This is a genomic window from Streptomyces millisiae, assembly GCF_031845425.1.
GTDB classification, from domain to species: Bacteria; Actinomycetota; Actinomycetes; order Streptomycetales; family Streptomycetaceae; genus Streptomyces; species Streptomyces millisiae.
This window is the reverse complement of the sequence record NZ_JAVREM010000394.1, coordinates 1-404: the sequence shown is the minus strand read 5'-3', so window position 1 is coordinate 404 and position 404 is coordinate 1. Positions and strand designations below refer to the sequence as shown.

1 protein-coding gene is annotated in these 404 nt (G+C 69.6%); it reads right to left on the bottom strand.

The genetic code is table 11. The features are described 5' to 3' along the window. Positions 1-271 (bottom strand): FAD-dependent oxidoreductase (locus RNC47_RS37250; protein ID WP_311605308.1); only part of this gene is annotated, 271 nt, incomplete at its 3' end. Positions 272-404: the final 133 nt, after the last annotated feature.

Genomic DNA, 404 nt, shown 5'->3' with positions numbered 1-404 from the left:
CCACCCGCACCGTCGACAGCTCCTGGCCGGCGCCGTCCATAGCGACGCCGAGTTGCCGCAGCACAGTTTCGCCGTTCGACCAGATGGTGACGGCGCCGCCGCCGGCCCGCACATCGGGGCGCTGCTCGAACACCGTGACGTCATGGCCGTCCCGCAGCAATCCCCGGGCGATAGAGATGCCACCCACCCCGGCGCCGACAACCAGGATCCGCAGCGACCGTTTCGGCGCTGGCTGGACGTAGTGCCGGCTCTGGGGCCGTAGTGAGCCCACGGCTCAATTTATGTCGGGTCCGGGGCCGCTGTACAGGTTTGTGCGGTACCGGCCTACCGGGGTCGCCCCGCTAAGCCGAGACGACCACCACCGGGCGCGGGAAACTCAGCGTCGCGCACGCATCGTCGAGTGT